General features: G+C 75.0%; 16 protein-coding genes. 3 read left to right on the plus strand and 13 right to left on the minus strand.

Translation table 11 applies throughout. The annotated features are described in order from the left end of the window. The first annotated feature begins 88 nt into the window (after positions 1-88). The gene (locus ACFVTF_RS12970; RefSeq protein WP_371521554.1) at positions 89-1,162 is read left to right on the plus strand and encodes a hypothetical protein; all 1,074 of its coding nucleotides are present in this window, start codon (positions 89-91) and stop codon (positions 1,160-1,162) included. A 45-nt stretch (positions 1,163-1,207) separates the two neighbouring features. Here ACFVTF_RS12970 and ACFVTF_RS12975 read toward each other — a convergent pair whose 3' ends face one another. The 5 genes from ACFVTF_RS12975 to ACFVTF_RS12995 all read right to left on the minus strand — a co-directional run bounded on the left by ACFVTF_RS12975 (position 1,208) and on the right by ACFVTF_RS12995 (position 6,713). Next, complete coding sequence (locus ACFVTF_RS12975) at positions 1,208-2,203, minus strand: 2-hydroxyacid dehydrogenase (protein ID WP_371521556.1); 996 nt, start codon at positions 2,201-2,203, stop codon at positions 1,208-1,210. Positions 2,204-2,327: 124 nt separating this feature from the next. Then, positions 2,328-3,353, minus strand: a complete 1,026-nt coding sequence (locus tag ACFVTF_RS12980) for a 6-phosphofructokinase (RefSeq protein ID WP_387812909.1) — start codon at positions 3,351-3,353, stop codon at positions 2,328-2,330. A gap of 355 nt (positions 3,354-3,708) precedes the next feature. Beyond that, positions 3,709-4,437 carry a type 1 glutamine amidotransferase gene (locus ACFVTF_RS12985; RefSeq protein WP_387812912.1) on the minus strand — a complete coding sequence of 243 codons (729 nt, stop codon included), beginning with the start codon at positions 4,435-4,437 and terminating at the stop codon, positions 3,709-3,711. A gap of 46 nt (positions 4,438-4,483) precedes the next feature. After that, positions 4,484-5,746 carry a MurT ligase domain-containing protein gene (locus tag ACFVTF_RS12990; RefSeq protein WP_350886666.1) on the minus strand — a complete coding sequence of 421 codons (1,263 nt, stop codon included), beginning with the start codon at positions 5,744-5,746 and terminating at the stop codon, positions 4,484-4,486. Positions 5,747-6,008: 262 nt separating this feature from the next. Continuing rightward, positions 6,009-6,713 carry a GNAT family N-acetyltransferase gene (locus ACFVTF_RS12995; protein ID WP_387812916.1) on the minus strand — a complete coding sequence of 235 codons (705 nt, stop codon included), beginning with the start codon at positions 6,711-6,713 and terminating at the stop codon, positions 6,009-6,011. A gap of 323 nt (positions 6,714-7,036) precedes the next feature. Between ACFVTF_RS12995 and ACFVTF_RS13000 the strand changes: the two genes are divergently transcribed. Continuing rightward, the gene (locus tag ACFVTF_RS13000; protein WP_363589325.1) at positions 7,037-7,279 is read left to right on the plus strand and encodes a hypothetical protein; all 243 of its coding nucleotides are present in this window, start codon (positions 7,037-7,039) and stop codon (positions 7,277-7,279) included. Positions 7,280-7,351: 72 nt separating this feature from the next. Here the strand turns inward: ACFVTF_RS13000 and ACFVTF_RS13005 are convergent, their stop codons facing one another. The 5 genes from ACFVTF_RS13005 to ACFVTF_RS13025 all read right to left on the minus strand — a co-directional run bounded on the left by ACFVTF_RS13005 (position 7,352) and on the right by ACFVTF_RS13025 (position 11,773). After that, the gene (locus tag ACFVTF_RS13005; RefSeq protein WP_387812919.1) at positions 7,352-8,569 is read right to left on the minus strand and encodes a sensor histidine kinase; all 1,218 of its coding nucleotides are present in this window, start codon (positions 8,567-8,569) and stop codon (positions 7,352-7,354) included. Further along, positions 8,566-9,354 (minus strand): response regulator, encoded by a 789-nt coding sequence (locus ACFVTF_RS13010; protein ID WP_387812922.1) that lies wholly within the window; start codon positions 9,352-9,354, stop codon positions 8,566-8,568. Before ACFVTF_RS13010 ends, ACFVTF_RS13005 begins: the two co-directional genes overlap by 4 nt. Then, on the minus strand, positions 9,351-10,247 hold the full coding sequence (locus ACFVTF_RS13015) for a hypothetical protein (RefSeq protein WP_387812925.1): 897 nt from the start codon (positions 10,245-10,247) through the stop codon (positions 9,351-9,353). The genes ACFVTF_RS13010 and ACFVTF_RS13015 overlap by 4 nt, the downstream gene beginning before the upstream one ends. A 175-nt stretch (positions 10,248-10,422) precedes the next feature. After that, entirely contained in the window at positions 10,423-11,325 is a 903-nt protein-coding gene (locus ACFVTF_RS13020) for a class F sortase (protein WP_387812928.1), read from the minus strand. Next, positions 11,312-11,773, minus strand: a complete 462-nt coding sequence (locus ACFVTF_RS13025; protein WP_387812931.1) for a sortase-dependent protein — start codon at positions 11,771-11,773, stop codon at positions 11,312-11,314. The genes ACFVTF_RS13020 and ACFVTF_RS13025 overlap by 14 nt, the downstream gene beginning before the upstream one ends. 408 nt (positions 11,774-12,181) lie before the next feature. Here ACFVTF_RS13025 and ACFVTF_RS13030 point away from each other — a divergent pair, with 408 nt between their 5' ends. Beyond that, positions 12,182-12,922, plus strand: coding sequence for a DUF2306 domain-containing protein (locus ACFVTF_RS13030; RefSeq protein WP_387812934.1), 741 nt, complete (start codon positions 12,182-12,184; stop codon positions 12,920-12,922). Between the two features lie 96 nt (positions 12,923-13,018). Here the strand turns inward: ACFVTF_RS13030 and ACFVTF_RS13035 are convergent, their stop codons facing one another. From ACFVTF_RS13035 to ACFVTF_RS13045, 3 genes are all read right to left on the minus strand, one after another. Beyond that, positions 13,019-13,540, minus strand: a complete 522-nt coding sequence (locus ACFVTF_RS13035) for a hypothetical protein (RefSeq protein WP_387812937.1) — start codon at positions 13,538-13,540, stop codon at positions 13,019-13,021. A gap of 76 nt (positions 13,541-13,616) precedes the next feature. Continuing rightward, positions 13,617-15,041 carry a pyridoxal phosphate-dependent decarboxylase family protein gene (locus ACFVTF_RS13040; RefSeq protein ID WP_387812940.1) on the minus strand — a complete coding sequence of 475 codons (1,425 nt, stop codon included), beginning with the start codon at positions 15,039-15,041 and terminating at the stop codon, positions 13,617-13,619. A 160-nt stretch (positions 15,042-15,201) separates the two neighbouring features. Next, positions 15,202-16,320: a hypothetical protein gene (locus ACFVTF_RS13045; RefSeq protein ID WP_387812943.1), complete on the minus strand. Its 1,119-nt coding sequence runs from the start codon at positions 16,318-16,320 to the stop codon at positions 15,202-15,204. Between the last annotated feature and the right edge of the window lie 54 nt (positions 16,321-16,374).

Raw genomic sequence — 16,374 nt, forward strand, 5'->3', positions numbered from 1 at the left:
GTCGGCCCGGTACGACCCGCCGGGCCCGCCACACCCCCCGGGTGCCGCCGCCCGGGCGACCACCACAGTTTCTCGGAGGCCGACGCCAGTGAACACCGACCTGCTCTACCGGTTGCTCGACGTCGACCCGGTCGCCGGACCGGTCGAACTGCTCCACCGCGCCCGCGGCGCCCGCGACCTCCCCTACCTGGTGCTCGCCGCGCTCGTCCGGGAGGACGTCCGGATGGGCGAGCACGCCCGCGCCGAACTCCAGCGCGCCCGCGACCGGGCCGAGTGTTACGCCCGGATCGCCCGCGACCTCGCCGACGCCACCGGGGTGCGCCCGATCCGCGACCTCCCGCTGGCCGGCTACTACCCGCCCGACCTGCCCCGGCCGCTGGGCGAGCTCACCCTCGTCAGCCCCACCGAGGCCGCGCTCTGGCAGGCCGTCAGCCGGCTGGTCACCGAACACCCGGTGGAGTCCGTCGAGGTCACCCTGATCGGCGAGCGCCCCCGGCACACCTCCGTCACCCTGCGCTGGCCGGCCGAGGACCCGCTGCTCGACCCGTGGTACCAGGTCCGGCTCGGTACCGCCGCGCTCACCGGCGACCTCGCCACCGTCCCGGTCCGGCCCTACCTGGCCGCCGACGACCACGTCGAGTGCCTGATCGCCCTCGCGGAGGAGGGCCTCGGCCGCGCCTTCCGGGCGGGCGACGTGATCGACGTGGCCCGCCTGGGCCGGCAGTCCTTCGAACCCGTCGAGACCGCCGCCGTGGTCGCCGCCTACCGGCTCGCCCCGGAGGCCGTCGCGCTGCTCGACCTCGCCGCCGAACACGTGCCGCTGGGCTCCCTGGCGGGCGTGCGCACCGTCCTGGAGGCCGAGGTCGCCCCCGAACTCCGCCGCCGCGAATCCCTCGCCCGCCCGCTCCGGCCGCGGCACGGCACCCTGCTGCGCCGCACCGTCATCCGGCACCAGTGGGACGAGGCCCGCCTCCTCCCGGCCGGCCCCGCCACCCTGCTGCTCACCCCGGTCGCCGACTTCCTGCTCGCCCCGGAGGGCGTCCGCCCGACGGCCCCCGCCCGCGCCGCCGCCCTCACGGCCCTGCGAACCTGGGACACCACCGCCCCCGGCACCCCGGACGGCGCCCCCTGCGCCCGCCTCCCGGAGTCCAAACACGGCTGAACACCACCGCGCCGCCCCCTCCGGGCCACCCCCTCCGCCGACGGGTCAGCTCCTCGGCACCAGGGTGTTCTCGTTGGTGCGGCCGGCGGCGTAGTCGTCGATGTTGCGGGTGGTGGCGTCGATGATCTGGCCGACGGCGGTGTGGGTGAAGTAGGCCTGGTGGCTGGTGACGAGGACTTGGGGGAAGGTGACGAGGCGGGCGAGGACGTCGTCGGTGATGCCTTCGATGGAGCGGTCGGTGAAGAAGACGCCGGTTTCTTCTTCGTAGACGTCAAGGCCGACGCCGGAGAGGCGGCCGGCGCGGAGGGTTTCGACGAGGGCGGCGCTGTCGATGAGGCCGCCGCGGCTGGAGTTGACGAGGATGGCGTCGTCCTTCATCCGGGCCAGGGCGCCGCCGTTGATCAGGTGGTGGGTGGCGGGGAGGAGGGGGACGTGGAGGCTGATCAGGTCGGCGCGGGTGAGGAGTTCGGGCAGTTCGGTGTAGGTCATGCCGAGGTCGAGGCAGGCCGGGTTCCGGGCGATGTCCCAGCCGAGGAGGTGGGTGCCGAAGCCGGCCGCGATCCGGGTGAAGCACTCGCCGATCTTGCCGGTGCCGACGACGCCGACGGTCATGCCGTGGATGTCGCGGCCGAGGAGGCCGTCGAGGCGGAAGTCGAACTCGCGGGAGCGGTTGGCGGCGCGGGTGAGGCGGCGGTTGACGGCCAGGGCGAGGGCCCAAGCGTGTTCGGCGACCGAGTACGGGCTGTAGTGGGAGACCCGGGCGACGGTGAGGCCGAGGTCGGCGGCGGCGTCGAGGTCGATGTTGTTGAAGCCGGTGGAGCGTTGGGCGATCAGCTTGGTGCCGCCGGCGGCGAGGGCGGTGAGGGTCCCGGCGTCGAGGACGGCGTTGACGCTGCTGCTGACGGCCGGGTAGCCGGCGGCGAGCGGGGCGGTGTCGCGGTTGAGGAACATGCTCAGGCAGCGCAGCCCGTGCCGGCCGGCGAAGGCCTGTTCCAGCAGCGGCCGTTCGTCGGCCTGCACCCCGTACGCGAGGATCTCCATCGGTTGCCCTTCCACGAGTGGTCCGCTCCACCGGCCACGCTAGCGGGGCCGTCGCAGGGGCGCCCGTCGGACGCACGAGGGCCCGGACCGGTAGCGGTCCGGGCCCTCGGCGGGGCGGGGGAGGTCAGATGACCGTCTCCGCCTCCAGGTAGCGCTCCTGCGGGACGGTCTTCAGCTCGGCGACGGCCTCGGCGATCGGCACCAGGTTGATGTCGGTGCCCTGCAGCGCGGTGATGTGCCCGAACGCGCCCTTGTGGACGGCCTCGATGGCGTGCCAGCCGAAGCGGGTGGCGAGCACCCGGTCGTACGCGGTCGGGGTGCCGCCGCGCTGGGTGTGGCCGAGGATCACCGGGCGGGCCTCCTTGCCGAGGCGGTGCTCCAGCTCGCGGGAGAGCTGGGTGGCGATGCCGGTGAACCGCTCGTGGCCGTAGATGTCCTTGGTGCCCTCTTCCCAGTGCATGGTGCCGGGCTCGGGCTTGGCGCCCTCGGCGCAGACCACGATGGCGAACTTCTTCTGCCGGTCGAAGCGTTCGCGGACGACGGCGGTCAGCTTGTCGATGTGGAACGGCCGCTCCGGGACGACGATGGCGTGCGCGCCGGCCGCCATGCCCGCGTTGAGCGCGATCCAGCCGGTGTGCCGGCCCATGACCTCGACGACCATGACCCGCTGGTGGGATTCGGCGGTGGTCTTCAGCCGGTCCAGCGCCTCGGTGGCGACCGAGACGGCGGTGTCGAAGCCGAAGGTGACGTCGGTGGAGGCGATGTCGTTGTCGATGGTCTTCGGGACCCCGACCACCGGCAGTCCGGCGTCGCTCATCAGCTTGGCGGCCTTGAGGGTGCCCTCGCCGCCGATCGGGATCACCGCGTCGATGCCGAGGTCCGCGCACAGTCGCTTGGCGCGCTCGACGCCGTCGCGCAGGTGGCTGGGCTGGACCCGGGACGAGCCGAGGATCGTGCCGCCCTGGGCCAGGATGCCGCTCACCGAGTCGAGGGTGAGCGGCCGGTGGACGCCCTCCAGGAGACCGCGCCAGCCGTCCTGGAAACCGATGATCTCGTCGCCGTGGTCGACCACCCCCCGGTGGACCACGGAACGGATCACCGCGTTCAGGCCGGGGCAGTCACCGCCGCTGGTCAGCACTCCGATACGCATTAGCTTTGCAACTCCCGAGCAGAACCGAGGAACGGCCGGACTACAGGCTGGGACGACGAGCCGTCACCGTAGCGGGGCGCTCCCACGCCGGAGTGGCGGGGAGGTGGCCGCGGGGTGAAGGACCGGCCGATCCGGACAGAACGCCCGAAAACGGCCGCGAAGTCGAGCATACGGCCCCTGGTCCGGCCGGGCAGGAGCCGACGCGGGAGCGGCGCCGTCGGCGCCCCCGCGCGGAAGTGCAGCCTGCTGCCGAGGAGGGTGTGCAGTAGGCAGCCCCATTGTGGTACGTCCGGGGCCGCCCCTGAACCGGGTGACCGCATCGCGGGCACCCGGGCTCCGGGGCGGGTCGGACGTACTACGCGGGGCGCGTCGTGGCGGCGATGCGCTCGGCGCGCAGCGCGTCGTACCAGGTGGTGTCGGCCGGCGGCAGGGCGTTGACGTCCAGCGCCAGCTTGATCAGCATGTCGGCCACGGCGGGGTTGCGGGCCAGCACCGGGCCGTGCAGGTAGGTGCCGAACACGGTGTCCCGCCAGGCGCCCTCGGTGCCGTCGCCGGTGCCGTTGCCCCGGCCGGCGGTCACGGTGGCCAGCGGCTGGACGCCCTGGCCGAGGTGGGTGACGCCCTGGTGGTTCTCGAAGCCGGTCAGCTGCGGCAGGCCGAGGCGCGGGTCGACGTCGGCGAGGACGTCGCCGACGCAGCGGGCGCCGTCGCCGCGGGTGGTCCAGACGTCGAGCAGGCCGAGGCCCGGCTCGCGCTCGCCGAGGTCGTTGACGAACTCGTGGCCCATGATCTGGAAGCCCGCGCAGACGCCGAAGATGATCGCGCCGTTCTCGGAGGCCCGGATCAGGCCGCTGTCGTTGCGCAGCCGCTCGGCGGCGAGCCGCTGCGGACGGTCCTCGCCGCCGCCGATCAGGTAGATGTCGCCGCTGGTGGGGACCGCCTGGTCGGAGCGGACGTCGATCCGGGTCACGTTGAGATGGCGCTGGCGGGCCCGGCGCTCCACGACCAGGGCGTTGCCGCGGTCGCCGTAGGTGCTGAGCAGGTCCGGGTAGACCCAGACCACGCGCAGGCTGCTCTCACTCATCCTCGAAGGCCTTCCGTCACGATCAGATGGGGCTGCAGGCGCGGCATCAGCCGGCCACGACCTTCCGCAGCTGCTGGAAGGCGGTGTAGTTGGCGATGGCCTCGATCCGGCCGGGCGGGGCCATCCGGACGGCCTGCTCCAGCGTGTCCACGACGTGGAACTGCAGTCCGGCGACCTCCAGGCGGACGGCCAGGTCCAGCTTGCGCTGCCCCATCACGAACACCGGGTGCCCGGCGAGGCGCTCGTAGTCGACGTCCCACAGCCAGGAGGTGTCCGTGCCGTCGGCGTCGAGCGCGTTGACGGAGAGGATCACCGGCGCGGGCGGGCCGTCGATCAGCGAGAAGGTCTCCAGCCAGCCGGCCGGGTTCTTGGCCAGCAGCAGTCGGATGTCCCGGCCCTGGTACTGGACGACGTCGTAGCGGCCGGCGACGGCCGTGACCGAGCGCATCCGCTCCAGCGCGACCTGCGGGGAGACGCCGAACACGGCGGCGACGGCGGCCGAGCTGGTGGCGTTGGCCAGGTTGGCCCGGCCGGGCAGCTGGAGCTGGATCGGCCAGGCGCCGCGCTGCGGGTCGATCACGTGGGTGCCCTGGAGCGCCCAGTGCGGGTTGGGGCGCCGGAAGCCGCACTCCTGGCAGAACCAGTCGTCGCCGGGGCGCTGCATCACGCCGCCGCAGGCGGGGCAGGACCAGGCGTCCTCCTTCCAGGCCTGCCCGGCGGCCACCCAGACCACCTTCTTGCAGGAGGAGGCGGCCCAGGTCACCAGCGGGTCGTCGGCGTTGGCGATGACCACGGCCTCGGTGTCCTGAAGGCCCTCGCGCCACTTCTCGGCCATCATCCGGGTCTCGGCCGCGCGGTCGAGCTGGTCGCGGGAGAGGTTGAGCAGGGCGATCGCCTTGGGGCGGGTGTCGCGGGCGACGCCCGCCAGGTACTTCTCGTCGACCTCGATCACGCCGAAGCGGGCGTCCGAGCCGCCGGCCAGGGCGGAGGTGATGCCGGCCGGCATGTTGGCGCCCAGGGCGTTGGAGACCACCGGGCCGGCGGCGCGCAGCGCCTCGGCGATCAGGCGGGTCGTGGTGGTCTTGCCGTTGGTGGCGCTGACCAGGACGACGTCGAGGTGGTCGGCGAGGGTGGCGAGCAGGTCGGGGTCGAGCCTCAGGGCGACCTTGCCGCCGATCACCGAGCCGCTTCCGCGTCCGGCCTTGCGGGACACGGCGGCAGCGACCCGACCGGCCGTGACCGCGATCTTGGCGCGGGCCGGCAGCGAGGCGTCGCGTGCGCCTGTGGGCTCCGATTCGGTGCCTGCCATGCTCAGTGGTTCCTCCTTGCTGCGGCACCACCCGGGTCCGGATTAACGGGCCGTCGGGCGGCGGGGACGGGGCCAGCCTACCGACTCCGCCGCCCGGCTCGACGATCCGGACCCCAGGCAGCCTGCTGCGACACGGCCGGAGGCGCCGCCTCGGGCGTCCTGACGGATCGTCGGGGAAGACGGTGTACGGAGGGGGCCTTCGCCGCTTGGGACGCTCTCCGGGCCCTCGGGGTTCCCGGGTGAGGATGTGGTGAAGAAAAGATCAGCGGCCCGGGCGGGCGCAGGAGACCGGTTCGTCCGCGGTCAGCGTGGCGGTGATCACCAGGGTGCCGTCCTCGGCCCGGAAGTCCAGCGGCGCGGCCAGCCGGCGCATCGCGGTGATCAGCCCGGTGTTGGAGGCGTGGGTCACCGCGTACACGGTCGTGACACCGGCCGCCCGGGCCGCCGCCGACAGCTGCCGCAGCAGGGCCGGACCGAGCCCGCGCCGCTGCCAGGCGTCCTCGACCAGCACCGCCAGCTCCGCCTCGTCGTCGTCCCACATCAGGTGCCCGAGGGCGACGATCCGCCCGTCGGCGGCCGTCGCGGCGAGGCTGCGGCCGTGCCGGGCGTCCAGCAGGTGGTCCAGGTAGCGGCCGGCGTCGCGGACGGGCCCGTGGTAGCGCAGCCGCAGCGAGGCGGGGGAGCAGCGGTGGTGCATCGCCAGGGCCGCGGCCCGGTCGGCCGGTCCGGCGGGGCGCAGCGTCAGCGCCGTCCCGTCCGCCAGCGTCAGCCGGGACGGCGCCTCCCGGCCCGGGTCCGTCACGGCTCGCGGCCGGTCGACCGGGGGGTGCGGGCGGGCGGGCCGCAGCGGGCCCCCGGTGAGCGCGGGCAGCCGGGCGGCATGGCCCTCGGGCGCCGCGCACCTGCGGTCGCACCTGCGGAAAGGCCGGTGCCAGAGCCGTTCGGGGCGAGTGCGTGATGCCGTCATGCCGCCGACGCTACCGACGCCGCGCTTCCGGCCGGTTACGTGATCGTGAACGCAGGAATGACCTGGGCGGTTCCGGAGCGTGACCATGTTTCGGGGGCATCGACCGTGCTCGACGGTGCCCGACGGTGCCCGACCGGGCCCGACCGGGCCCGACCGGGCTCGGGCACCGGGGTGGCCGACGGGCGCGGGGCGATCGCCCGGCCCCGACCGGACTGTTGACCTGGACACGCTCACGGATGGCGCAGAATCCGGGGACGAGCGAGCCCGTTCGGATAGGGATGGCTCGGCTTTTCGCCGATCCCACCTCCCCCTAAGGGGCTCACATGTCCTTCCCGTCGTCCTTCCTGAAGAAGTCCGCCCTCGTGCAGCGGTCCGTACTGGGCGTGGCGTGCTGCGCACTGCTGCTGGCCGCGCCGATCGCCCTCGCCCAGCCGGCCGCCGCCGCCGACGGGCCCAAGACGCCCCAGGAGGCTGCCGCCTGCAAGGCGGTCGTCTCCACGCTGCTCGGCGGCTTCGGGTCGATGCTCGCGAACTCGGCGTGCGTCGTGCAGCCGAGCGACAGCTGAACGACAGCCGAAGCGACGACTGAGCGGCGGCCGTACGGGGGCCGCCCTCAGGCCCCGGCCGCGGTTGAGCGGTCAGGGGTGGGACGGGTCGTCGGGCAGGGTGAGGGTGGCGAGGGCGCCGCCGTCGGGGTGGTTGGTGAAGGTGAGGCCGGCGCCGATGACGCGGGCGTGGCCGGTGGCGATGGTGAGGCCGAGGCCGTGGCCGCGTCCGCGTTCGGGGGCGTTGGTGCGGAAGCGCTGGGGGCCGCGGGCGAGCAGGTCGTCGGGGTAGCCGGGTCCGTGGTCGCGGACGGTGATCCGGTGGCCGTCGACGTGCAGCCGGATCGGCGCGGTGCCGTGCCGGTGGGCGTTGATCAGCAGGTTGCCGAGGATGCGGTCGAGGCGGCGCAGGTCGGTGCGGACCTGGCGGTCGGCGGCGACGTCCACGTCCACGTCGACCTCCAGGCCGGTGAGCGTGACGGTGCGGCGCACCGCCCGCTCCAGCGGGACGGGGGCGAAGTCCGGGATCTCGGCGTCGGCGTCGAGGCGGGAGACCTCCAGCAGGTCCTCGACCAGCGAGCGCAGGGCCTGCACCCGGTTCTGGACGAGCTGGGTGGGGCGGCCGGGCGGGAGCAGCTCGGCCGCGGTGACCAGGCCGGTGAGCGGGGTGCGCAGTTCGTGGGCGACGTCCGCCGTGAAGCGCTGTTCGTCCTCCAGCCGCTGGTGCAGGGTGCGGGACATCAGGTCGACGGCGGCGGCGAGGTCGGCGACCTCGTCCTTCCCGTCGACGAGCTCGCCGATCCGGGTGTCCGTCCGGCCGGCGGCGATGCCCCGGGCGGCCGTCGCCGCGGTGCGCAGTCGGCGGCTGATCCGGTCGGCGACCAGGACGCCGGCCAGGACCGTGGTGAAGACGGCGGCGACGACGGTGATCAGGATGATCCGGTCGAGGTCGGCGATCGCCTGCCGGTCCTGGGTGAAGTCCACCCGGACGGAGAGCACCCCGGTCTGGACCTGTCGGGCCGCCCACATCGACTCGCCCTGCGGACCGCCGGCGAGCAGAGAGCCCTCGCGGCCGCCGGCCGCGAGCGTCCGCAGCCCCGCGGGCAGCGCCGGGTCGTCCAGGGCGAACCGGTCGGTGGCCTCGCCGCGCTTGTAGGTGTCCACGGCCGAGCCGAGCGCGGCGAGCGCGGCGGCGCGGGCCTGGTCCACGTGCTGACGGATCATCGCCTGGTGGACCAGCAGGCCGACGGCCACCGCCACCAGGACGGCGATGGCGGCGACGGCGGTGGCGATCTGACGGCGCAGGGTCATGCCGGACGCCGCAGCTTGTAGCCGAACCCGCGGACGGTCTCGATCCGGCCGGGGCCGATCTTGGCGCGCAGCCGCTGCACGTGGACGTCCACCACCCGGGTGTCGGCGCCCCAGTCGTAGTCCCAGACGCGTTCCAGCAGGGTGGAGCGCTCCAGCACGATGCCGGGCGCGGCGGTGAACTCCAGCAGCAGCCGCAGCTCGGTGGGGGTGAGCGGGACGAGGCGGCCGTCGACGCGCACCTCCATGCTGTCGGTGTCCACCTGCATGCCGTCGAAGCTGCGCAGCGCGGGGGAGGGGGCGTCCGCGGGAACGGCGGTGGCGGGAACGGCGGCGGCCGGCGCTGCGACGGGGACGGCGGGGTCCACCGGCCCCTCGGGCGGCGCGGGTTCGGCCGGGACCACCCGCACCCGGCGCAGCACGGTGCGGATCCGGGCGACCAGCACGGCGCTCTCGAAGGGCTTGACGACGTAGTCGTCCGCCCCGGCCTCCAGACCGGACACCACGTCGACCGGGTCGGTGCGCGCCGACATCATCAGGATCGGCAGCTGGCTCTCCTCCCGGATCCGGCGGCAGAGGCCGACCCCGTCGAGGAGCGGCAGCATGACGTCCAGCAGGAGGAGGTCGGGGCGCACGGCGTGGAAGGCCTCCAGGCCCTCCAGGCCGTCGGCGGCCGTGGTGACCGGGAAGCCGTAGCGCTCCAGGGCCATCCGGGTGGCCTCCCGGATCACCTCGTCGTCCTCGACGAGCAGGATGTGCGGGTGGGCGGGCGCGGCTGCGGGGTTCATGGCTTCGCTTCCGAGGGAGCCGAGGACGGGCGGCCGGGGACCGGGACGGCCGTCTTCTGGGAGGGGACGCCCACGCCGGGGGCGGCGCCGGCCCCGGCCCCGGGCAGGGCGGGCTGAGGCTGGGCGGATGAGCGGCCGTCGCGGGTGGAGACGGCGGGGCCGGCGCTGGGCGTGCCGGTGGGCGTCAGTGCGCCGCCGTTCGCGGGTCCGCCGCCCGGGCCGGCGATCGGGCCGGTGTCCTCGACCTTCCGCTCCAGCAGGCCGAGCCGGACGCCGTCCCACTGGTAGTGGCTGCTGGTCCGGACGAACGCGCCGGTCGGCTCGTAGAGCCACAGGTCGGATCCGACGGTCGCGGCGCTGAACCCCTTGAGCACCTCGACCTGGAGGATGGGCAGCAGCCGGTCGTCGGCCAGCAGGTAGACGTGCAGGACCACGGGCCCGGGGGTGACGACGGCGACGACCAGTTCGTCCCGCCCGTCGCCGGTGAGGTCACGGAACTCGGGGCTGCGGACGTCGCAGGCGGGGCAGGAGTCCAGGGCGCGCCGCTCCTCCGGGCCCACCGTGGAGTCCTTGGCGAGGACGGTGCGGACGTCGACCGTCCTGATGTCGTGCCCGGGGACGGTCACGTCCGGGACGGGCTGCGGCGCGGCCTGCGTGGCGGCCGCGGCGCCGGTGGCGGGAGGGCGCGGCGGCGGGGAGGCCGCCAGGTCGGGCCAGAGCGGCTGGGCCACCAGCGGCGGGGCCACCGGCTGGGTGGCGCCGTGGTCCTGGAGCCCGCCGGGGGTGGCACGGCCGAGGGCCAGGGCCGCGAGCGTCACGAGGACGGCCAGGGCGGCGAGGGCCGCCACCGGCACGGCGACGGGCCGGCGGCGGGGTGGGGATGCTGCTGCCACGGTCGGTGCTCGTCCTCCTGGTCTGCGGCGATGCGCCGGTTCGTCCCCGTACCGGCCTCGGTGGTAGGTCGCGTGGACGGCGGTCGGTGGTTCCCGTCCCGCCGTCCCGGCCGCCGCGCCGGTTCGACAGTCGAAACGACCCGACGGCCGGGACGACGGCGACGGCGCGGCGGCTTCAGCCGGTCGCGGCGCCGGGACCGGCCAGGTCCGCCAGGACGATGATGTTGTCCGTCCAGTGCCCGTCCGAGCCGATCCGCCCGCCGCAGGTGATGAGCCTGAGAGCGGGTTCGGGAGTGTCACCGTAGACCGTTTCGGTCGGGAAGCGGTCCTTGGCGGCCTGGAGCAGCGAGCGGACCTTGAAGTCCACGGTGCTGCCGTCCGCGCGCCGCACCTGGATCAGGTCGCCCGGCCGCAGCTTCGGCACGCCGTGGAAGACCGCCGGGCCGTGCGCGGTGTCGTAGTGCCCGATGAGGACGGCGGGGCCGGCCTCCCCGGGCGTCGGCCCGTTGCGGTACCAGCCGACCTCGTCGGCCCGGTCGGCGGCCGGCACTTCGACCGTCCCGTCGGGGTTCAGTCCGAGGCCGGTCACCGGGGCGTCCACCCCGGCGGCCGGGACCAGCAGCCGGGTCGGCGCCGAGGCGGCGAACGGCTTCGGTGCGCCGGCCGGGCTCCCGGCGGTCCCTGTGGTCCCCGCGGTTCCGGGGCCTCCCGAGGGCGCGGCCGCCGGGTTGTCCGTACTGCCGTGCACCGAGGGCTCGACCCGCACCACCGGGGTGTGCCGGCCGGACAGTGCCACGGTGGTGCCCAGGACCAGGCAGGCCAGGCCCGCCGCACCGAACGCCGTCCGGCGCAGTGTGCCCGGGCCGGGGGAGGCCTTGCGGCGCCGCCGGCTGCGGCCACCGTGCGAGCGGCCGTGGCGGGCCGGCCCGTCGGCGCCGGGCGTGCTGTCGGGCTGCCCGCCGCCCGCGGGGGCCCCGGTACCCGCCGGGCCCCCGGCGCCGCCTCCCCGCCCGGTCAAGGGCGGGGGAACGGCGCCGGGGTGCCCGGCGGACTCGGGGCCGGTGTCAGCCGCGCGCACCGGAGCGGCGGCGCAGCATCGCGAAGCCCAGCGCGCCGGCGCCGACGGCCGCGACGGCCCCGCCACCGGCCAGCATCAGGCCGTTGCTGTCGGTCTCGCCGGATCCGTCACCGGCCTGGGCGGCGCCCTTGGGCACCTCACGGACCTGGGTCTTGCCGTCGGCCGGCTGCGCGGCCGGGCCGCTACCGGTGCCGGCGGAGGGCGTCGCGGTGGGCGTGACAGCGGCGTCCTTGCCCGCGACCGAGGGGGCGGCCGGGGCGGGGCGGGCCGGGGTGGGCGTCGAGGTGGGGGCGGCCGACACGCCGGCACCCGCAGCAGGCGCGGCGGACGGGGTCCCGTCGGCGAAGGCCTGTCCGCCGGTGACGACGGTCAGCAGCGCGCCGCCGGTCAGGGCGCAGACGGCCAGCACGCGGCGGGCGGGGGAGCGGTGGGTACGGCTCCTGCTCATACGGTGTTCTCCTTCGTCATGGACGCGTTCCGGCCGGGGTGGCCGGTGCGTCGTCCATGACGGTAGGAGGCCCGTGTCGCGGTCCCCGGCCGGTCGTGTCACGGCCGCCCATCGGCTGCGTAACGAACCCCGGGGCCCGTTGCGGCCGGCGTGGCGGCGGCGGTGCCCGCGCGGTGGGAGGCCGTCCGGTTGACGCCGTGTCGGGTCGTGGGGGTAACCCCCCTCCCGGCCCGGGGGGACGCTCCATGGCCCGGGGTCACGGGCCCGGCCACACTGGCTGCGGTTCGAACAGCGTGGTGGTAGGCCCCGGTTCCGGGGTGGTGGGCGCCGCGAGCAGGGCGCCGGCCGACCGCGCGACGCGCACCGTGCACGTGATGCCGCCCCACCTCCAGCCGATCGGGGTCACCGATGACCAGTACCGCCGCCCGCGCCGCGACCGCCCCCGCCACCGCCCCGACGAGCAGGAGGGGAGGGCGCGTCCGCTGGACCGTCGTCCTGCTGACCTCGCTCGCGATCGTCGGGTACGCCGTGGGGACGTACGCCCAGGCCGGCCTGCCCATCACCGCGTCGAAGGGCGGCGTGTCCGCCACCTACGCCGAGCGCCCGATGGCCGTCCAAGTCGCCTTCTACGTCCACATCGTGGCGGCCGCGCTCGCGCTGCTGGTCGGCCCGTTCCAGTTCTCCACCACGCTGCGCCGGCGATCCCCCGCCGTCCACCGCTGGACCGGCCGCGTCTACGTCCTCGGGGTCGCGGTGGGATCCCTGGCCGCGTTCGTCATGGCGTTCTTCAACTCCGCCGCCTTCAACGGCTTCTTCGGCTTCGGCGGGCTCGCCCTGCTCTGGGCCTGGACCACCTGGCGCGGCTACCGCGCCGTCCGCGACCGTGACCTGCCGAGCCACCGCGCCTGGATGATCCGCAGCTTCGCCCTCACCTACGCCGCCGTCACCCTCCGGTCCTGGCTCGGCGTCCTCATCCTCCTCCAGACGCTCACCGCCCAGGGGCACGTCGACGGCGAGCGCCTCTTCGACAACGCCTACGCCGCCCTCCCGTTCCTCAGCTGGCTGCCCAACCTGATAGTCGCCGAATTCCTCATCCGCCGCCGGGGCCTGCCCGCCTACCGTCTCACCGCGTCAGGCCCGCAGTCCTGAGCCGGGCGCGGCGGGCGGGCTCGCGGGAGGGGCGTCGAACCCCCTCCTGCGAAGCGGTGTCGGGGAGCCGGCCGCGTCGCCGTGGTCGCGCCGTGGTCAGCCGATGCGGGTGGGGGTGTCGAGGAGGGGGTGTCCGGTGGTGGCGAGGAGGGTGGTGAGGTCGGTGGGGGTGAGGGTGTGGGGGGCGCGGAGGTAGAGCTCGTCGACGGTGGTGCCGGGGAGGGGGTGGGGCTGGCGGGAGAGGACGGCGACGTGCTGGTCGGCCAGGGCGGTGTGGACGCGGGCCAGGCCGTCGGGGGTGCTGCGGGCGGCGGTGCGGACGCGCCACAGGGTGGTCGGGGGCGCGGGGGAGTGGGGGTGGTGGCGCTGGGACCACCAGGTGTGGAAGAGGGCGGTGGCGAGGAGGGCGAGGGCGGCGGCGGCGAGGACCACCGGGCCGTCGGGGCCGCGGACGACGATCTTGGCGACCAGGTCGGCCGCGGTGACCGAGACGAAGACGGCGGCGAGTTCGACGCTGTCGCGGCGCCAGCGGTGGGTGCCGGCGCCGCGTCGTCGGGCCCGGGGGAGGGGGGGCGTCGGCTGCATGGTCGGGTGCTCCGTGTGCTCCGTCTGCTCCATGACAGCACCCTGCCCGACGGGTGTTTCCTGTCCACGAACCCGCCGTGACCTGGTGGTTAAGGCCGGCGGGCCCGCGTTACGGTTGCAGGTCCGCGGCCGCCGCCTTGACCTCCGTGAGCAGGAGCTCCAGGTCGGCCTCGGTGGTGGCGGCGTTGAGCAGGCAGGCCCGGAGCATCTCGCGGTCGCCGAGACGGGCTCCGGTGACGAAGACCCGGCCGCGCCGCTGGACGGCGGCGGGGAGTTCGCGGTTGAGGGCGTCGACGGCGGCCTCGTCGTGCCCGGGGGCGCGGTGGCGGAACGCGACGATGGAGGTCTGGACCTCGGCCAGCAGCTCCAACTCCCCGTCCGCCTCGATCAGTTCGCCGAGGCGACGGGCGAGGGCGGTGCAGCGGGCGATGTCCCGGGCGATGCCGTCGCGGCCCTTGTGGGCGATGGTGGCCCAGACCTTGAGCGCGCGGAACGGGCGGGTCTGCTCGGTGCCGTACTCGGAGAACCAGCCGAGCGCGCCGGCCGCCTCGTCGCGCAGGTAGGAGGGGACGAGGCTGAAGGTGGCGCGCAGTTCCTCGGTGTCGCGCACCAGCGCGCAGCCGCAGTCGACGGGCACGCCCAGCCACTTGTGCGGGTCGAGGGCGAGGGAGTCGGCGCGCTCCAGGCCGGCGTAGCGGTGGGCGATGGCCGGGTCGAGCCTGCCGAAGGCCCCGTACGCGCCGTCGACGTGCAGCCACAGGCGCTGCTCGGCGCAGAGGTCGGCGATCGGGCCGAAGTCGTCGACGGCGCCGGTGCCGACGGTGCCGGCCGAGGCGACGACCAGGAAGGGCAGCAGCCCGGCGGCCCGGTCGCGTTCGACGGCGGCCCGCAGTCCGGCGGGGTCGATGCGGCCGTCCGGCCCGGTGGCGACGGTGCGCAGGTGCCGGCTGCCGAGGCCGAGGAGTTCGGCGGCCTTGCGGACGCAGGAGTGGGTCTCGCCGGTGACGTAGCCGACCAGCGGCGGCAGACCGGCCAGGCCGTCCTCGCGGACGTCCCGGCCGGCCCGGCGGGCGGCGCGGTTGCGGGCGGCGGCCAGGCACACGATGGTGGCCATCGAGGTGCCGGAGGTGAGCAGGCCGCCGCCGGCCGGGTGCGGGAAGCCGACGAGTTCGGCGATCCAGCGGACCACGGCGCGTTCCAGGTGGACGTCGGCGTGGTCGCCGCCGGCCGAGCTGGGGTTCATGGCGGAGGCGGCGAGGGTGGCGAGGACTCCGGCGGGGGCGGGGGCGGAGTTGACCCAGCCGAAGAAGCGGGGGTGGCCGTTGCCCATCGGGTGGGGGAGGACGTCCTGCCCGATGGCGGTGAGGAGGTCGGCGAGCGGGCGGCCGTCGGCGGGCAGCGGGGCGTCGAGCAGGGCCCGGCGGGCGGTGTCGTCCATCGGCTGCCAGACCGGGCGCCCGGGCAGTTCGGCGAGGTAGTCGGAGACGAGGTCGGCGGCGGTGTGCGCGGCGGCGCGGAAGTCCTCGGTGGTCATGGTGGCGGCTCTCCAGGGGCGGGGGAGGCGCGGCGTCCTCGGCGCACCCTGATCGTTCGGTCCGGCGGACCGGTCGGCCGATCCTACGGAAAGGGCCCGCGCCGTGCGGCGCGGGCCCTCCAGGTGAGACGGGGCGGTCGGTCCCGGCCGGGGGGCGGGGTCAGTCGAGCGAGCTGGACAGGCCGCTGGCGGAGCGGCAGTAGCCCTGCATCTCCCTGTTGGTGATCTTGGCGCAGAGCCGGCCGGCCGCGCCGTCGTCGGTGTAGTTCACCGTGTAGTAGCTGACCAGGCCCTCGGCGCAGGCCTTGCGCTGCCAGCTGTCGGCGGCGGTGCCGCACTGCTGGGCGGCCCAGTCCTCGCGGTCGAGGTTGTACTTCATCGTCCGCGAGCCGACGCCGCGGCTGCAGTCGGTCGCCCCGCCGCTGGCCTTGCCGTTGAGGCACCACTTGAGGGCGTCGGCGTAGACCTCGGGGTGGTTCGGGTAGTCGTGCGAGGAGAGGTAGAAGGTCGGGGCGTAGAAGAAGCACGCGGACTGGAACAGGGACGGCTGGTCCTTGCACGGGTACAGCGGGTCCTGGGCGAGCTTGTCGGCGGGCAGGTTCGCCTTGGCCTTCTCGTCCTCCTCGTCCGGGCCGAAGAGCTGCATGAACAGCCCCTCGGAACAGCGGATCTTGTTCTGGTCGCTGGGGAACTTGCTGCACAGCTCGCGCGCCTTGGGGACGTCCTGCTTGGCGACGAACATGGTGCCGTGGCCGACGCCGTGGATGCACGGGCCGGTGTTCTTGGGCGCGCAGAGCTTGAGGAGGTCGACCTCGGGCTGGGCGGAGGCGTTGAGCATCTCCTCGACCGCGCCGTGCAGGTAGCCGGCCGCGCAGGTCTCGTGCGGGAAGGAGATGACCTTCTGGAAGTCGGCGTTGAAGCGCTTGACCGCCGCGTGGCCGAGCTCGTGCGCGATCGGGTGGCAGAAGCGCACGGTGTACGGCTTCTCCTTGGTGATCTTGTCGAGGTCGGCGAGCGCGACGCCGGGGTCGGTGGCGTCCATCTCGGCCATCAGCTTGTTGCGCAGCGTCGAGCGGGTCCACACCGCCGGGTCGCCGGTCGGGGTGGCGCTCGCGGCCGCCGGTGCGACGCCGGGTGCGGCGGCGCCGGAGCCCGAGGTGGCGGCCGGGGCCGTCGCCGCGGTGGCGGGCGCGGGCGACCAGTCGGTGACGGCCACCGACCCGAGGCCCAGGACGCCCAGGAGCAGGGCGGTGAGAATCGCGAATACCCGCGGTTGCATGAGGTGATCCCCCGGCGGATCGAGGTGGACGGTTCGCTCCCATCCTGACGGCAC

It is taken from the genome of Kitasatospora sp. NPDC057940 (assembly GCF_042887425.1).
Lineage (GTDB): Bacteria > Actinomycetota > Actinomycetes > Streptomycetales > Streptomycetaceae > Kitasatospora.

Excerpts from the sequence above, each read along its gene's own strand:
- ACFVTF_RS12975 (WP_371521556.1), bottom strand. The coding sequence starts at position 2,203 with ATGGAGATCCTCGCGTACGGGGTGCAGGCCGACGAACGGCCGCTGCTG.
- ACFVTF_RS12980 (WP_387812909.1), bottom strand. The coding sequence starts at position 3,353 with ATGCGTATCGGAGTGCTGACCAGCGGCGGTGACTGCCCCGGCCTGAAC.
- ACFVTF_RS12985 (WP_387812912.1), bottom strand. The coding sequence starts at position 4,437 with ATGAGTGAGAGCAGCCTGCGCGTGGTCTGGGTCTACCCGGACCTGCTC.
- ACFVTF_RS12990 (WP_350886666.1), bottom strand. The coding sequence starts at position 5,746 with ATGGCAGGCACCGAATCGGAGCCCACAGGCGCACGCGACGCCTCGCTG.
- ACFVTF_RS12995 (WP_387812916.1), bottom strand. The coding sequence starts at position 6,713 with ATGACGGCATCACGCACTCGCCCCGAACGGCTCTGGCACCGGCCTTTC.
- ACFVTF_RS13000 (WP_363589325.1), top strand. The coding sequence starts at position 7,037 with ATGTCCTTCCCGTCGTCCTTCCTGAAGAAGTCCGCCCTCGTGCAGCGG.
- ACFVTF_RS13005 (WP_387812919.1), bottom strand. The coding sequence starts at position 8,569 with ATGACCCTGCGCCGTCAGATCGCCACCGCCGTCGCCGCCATCGCCGTC.
- ACFVTF_RS13010 (WP_387812922.1), bottom strand. The coding sequence starts at position 9,354 with ATGAACCCCGCAGCCGCGCCCGCCCACCCGCACATCCTGCTCGTCGAG.
- ACFVTF_RS13025 (WP_387812931.1), bottom strand. The coding sequence starts at position 11,773 with ATGAGCAGGAGCCGTACCCACCGCTCCCCCGCCCGCCGCGTGCTGGCC.
- ACFVTF_RS13030 (WP_387812934.1), top strand. The coding sequence starts at position 12,182 with ATGACCAGTACCGCCGCCCGCGCCGCGACCGCCCCCGCCACCGCCCCG.
- ACFVTF_RS13035 (WP_387812937.1), bottom strand. The coding sequence starts at position 13,540 with ATGGAGCAGACGGAGCACACGGAGCACCCGACCATGCAGCCGACGCCC.
- ACFVTF_RS13040 (WP_387812940.1), bottom strand. The coding sequence starts at position 15,041 with ATGACCACCGAGGACTTCCGCGCCGCCGCGCACACCGCCGCCGACCTC.
- ACFVTF_RS13045 (WP_387812943.1), bottom strand. The coding sequence starts at position 16,320 with ATGCAACCGCGGGTATTCGCGATTCTCACCGCCCTGCTCCTGGGCGTC.